This window comes from Streptomyces sp. W16, assembly GCF_033194735.1.
GTDB lineage: Bacteria > Actinomycetota > Actinomycetes > Streptomycetales > Streptomycetaceae > Streptomyces.
Genome location: NZ_JAWOAI010000847.1, coordinates 1 through 2728 on the forward strand (window position 1 = coordinate 1; position 2728 = coordinate 2728).

At 73.5% G+C, this 2728-nt stretch carries 3 protein-coding genes and 1 pseudogene; all 4 read right to left on the bottom strand.

Annotated elements, in window-relative coordinates; all coding sequences use genetic code 11:
* On the bottom strand, positions 1 to 489 hold a 489-nt coding region (locus R6V09_RS50340), incomplete at its 3' end, for a phosphotransferase (RefSeq protein WP_327097983.1).
* Between the two features lie 44 nt (positions 490 to 533).
* Positions 534 to 1661, bottom strand: coding sequence for an aminopeptidase P family protein (locus tag R6V09_RS50345; RefSeq protein ID WP_317888124.1), 1128 nt, complete (start codon positions 1659 to 1661; stop codon positions 534 to 536).
* A 125-nt stretch (positions 1662 to 1786) separates the two neighbouring features.
* Positions 1787 to 2371, bottom strand: coding sequence for a PDZ domain-containing protein (locus R6V09_RS50350; protein ID WP_317888125.1), 585 nt, complete (start codon positions 2369 to 2371; stop codon positions 1787 to 1789).
* Between the two features lie 134 nt (positions 2372 to 2505).
* A pseudogene (locus tag R6V09_RS50355) lies at positions 2506 to 2728 on the bottom strand (LysR family transcriptional regulator); the annotation flags it as partial.

Here is a 2728-nt window from a genome sequence, read left to right on the forward strand (position 1 = left end):
GGCGCGGCGCAGTGCCTCCAGGGAGCGCGGGGCGGTGCGCGGGACGCCGAGCGCCTCGGCCTGCCGGACGGGCACCTCGCGCAGCCCGGTGAGCAGCCCGGCGAGATCGGCCTCACCGACCGCGGAGACGTCCTGGTCCTCACCGGACCGGCCGGGCACCTTGGTGTCCAGCGTGTAGCTGAGCCCCGGCGCCCACTCGCCGTGCGCCACGCTCGTCGGAACGGCGACGGGAAGGTACGGCCGTACGAGGTCGCGCAGGCGCAGTTCGCGGCGTTGCCGCAGGGTGGCCTCACGGTCGGGGGCGAGGCGCAGTACATGGCGGGTGCCGACCCACCACGTGGAGTGGTCGCCGCCCTCCCCTGTGGAGTGCTCGCCGCCCTCGGTGACGGGCCGGACCTCGGGTCCGGTGCTGTCGGCCGCACCGTCCTTGAGCAGGGAACGGACCAGTTGTCGGACGGTGTCCGCGGTGGGTGTCGGTGCCTGGGTCATGGTCGCGCCGTCGCCGTTCGGGGTGTCGGGGCTCCTGGTCGTCGTCAGTCCACCAGGGCCATCTCGCGGGCCGTGTTGTTGAGCCGTCGACCGCCGTCCTCGGTCACCGTGACGATGTCCTCGATGCGTACCCCGAAGCGGCCCGGCAGATAGATGCCGGGCTCCACGGAGAAGCACATCCCGGGCACGAGGGGCTGTTCCTCGCCCTCGATCATGTACGGCGGCTCGTGCGTGGTGACGCCGATGCCGTGGCCGGTGCGGTGGATGAAGTAGGGGCCGTACCCGGCGTCGTCGATGACCGCGCGGGCGGCCCGGTCGACCTCCTGGCAGGCGACTCCGGGGCGCACCGCGCGGAAACCGGCCTCCTGGGCCTCGCGGACGAGGTCGTGGACGCGCCGTTCCTCGTCGTCGGGTTCGCCGACGTGGACCGTGCGCGAGGTGTCGGAGCCGTAGCCGTCCTTGAGGCCGCCGAAGTCGAGGACGATCATGTCCCCCTGCTGGATGACACGGTCGCCGACCTCGTGGTGCGGGTTGGCTCCGTTGGGGCCCGAGGCGACGATGGTGAAGTCGACCTGGGAGTGCCCGAACTGCCGTAGCAGATCGGCCAGATCGGCGCCGACGTCGGACTCGCGGCGGCCGGCGAAGGGAACCTTCCGGATCTCCTCGTACGTTGCGTCCGCAGCCGCCCCGGCGGCTGCCATGAGCCGCAGTTCCGCCGCGTCCTTCACGGCGCGCAGCATCGGCAGCGCGTCGGTGAGGGAGGCGTAGGTGGTGTCGGGCAGCGTCTTCTGGAGTGCCAGCAGATGCATCGCCCAGGCGTTGTCGCTGATGCCGAAGCGGCCCGTCGCGTCGAGCAGGGCGGCGGTGGCCGCGTAGGGGTCCTTGCCGTCGGTCCAGTCGCGCAGGGTGAGGGCGTCGGCTCCGGGGGCCTTGGCCGCGTCGGGGGCCTCCAGGGTGGGGACGACGAGGACCGGGGAGCGTCCGGGGGCCAGGACGAGGACGGTGAGCCGTTCGGTGATCGCGGTGGGCGCGTAGCCGGTGAGCCACACCAGGTCCGGTCCCGGAGCGATGAGCAGCCCCGCGAGACCGGCGTCGGCGGCGGCCCGTGCAGCGCGGTCCATGCGGGCCCGGTAGTCGGCGGCGGTGAAGGGCGCGGGAGTGCTACCGGTCATTCAGGCCTCCGAGAACGGGCGAAAGGTGGCTACGGGCAGCATCCTGCCCGCACCCGGAGGCCCACGCGAGCCGATGGACGGGAACGGTGCGCCTCCGGCTCGTACGCTCCCGGCTCACGCGCGCGTCAGACGACGAAGCCGGGGACCACGGTGAACTGCTGGAAGCCGCCGCTGCGGTGGCGCACCGTGACGGTGATCTCCTTCCCCGGGTGGGCGCGGGCGACGGCGTGCGCGAGGTCGGCCGCGGAGTCGATCCGGGCACCGCCGAACGTGAGCAGTACGTCGCCGCGGATCAGGCCCGCCGTGTACCCGGGGCCGGGCAGGTGGACGCCGACGATCAAGGCACCGGTCTGCTCGGCGTCCACGGCCTCCACGCCGAGCGTCGCGGTGGCGGAGGGTGCGGATGTGTGCGTGGGCGTGGGAGTCACCGCGGAAGGCCGGTCGGCCGGGGTGGTCGTCCGCGCCGGTTGCCGGGCCGCCTGGCGCTGCATGTCGGCGAGTTTGCTCATGCCGATCACCGTGGCGCCGACCGTGCCGAGTCCGACCCCCGAGAGCACCAGGACGGTCCCGACGAACACGCTGAACAGCAGGGTGATGAGCCGTCGGCCGCGGCGCCGCGCGGCGTGCGGACGTCGGGTGGTGCCGGGCTTGGTGCCGTCGCCGGGCTCCTGGCCGGGCATCGGCTTGGGACGCAACGCAGTCTGTTCCATGGATCGCCTCCGGCAGATGCTCTACCCGGCGCACCGGCGCCCGACGTGCCACGAACGAGTGAGACTGACCGACGGTCAGGAGAGGGAGGCCGGCCGCGCGTGGTGCCGCACTCCCGTTGCCGTTCCCATTCGACCAGCCGCCCCGCCAACCGGGCCGTCGCCCTTCGCGGCGCACCCCGGTACACGAGTTCCGTACGGTGCACGACACGCGGTTCGGTGAGCGGGACAGCGACCGTGCCCGGTACCCCGGTGGCCGCCGAGCGGGGCAGCAGCGTCAGGCCGTGGCCCGCGGCGGCGCAGGCCGTGAGAACGCGGACGTCGGTGCCGTCGTGGCGGAGGGCAGGGCGGAAGGCGCCG

Bases quoted from the DNA above. Each gene is read 5' to 3' on its own strand.
- R6V09_RS50345 (WP_317888124.1), bottom strand. From the start codon at position 1,661: ATGACCGGTAGCACTCCCGCGCCCTTCACCGCCGCCGACTACCGGGCC.
- R6V09_RS50350 (WP_317888125.1), bottom strand. From the start codon at position 2,371: ATGGAACAGACTGCGTTGCGTCCCAAGCCGATGCCCGGCCAGGAGCCC.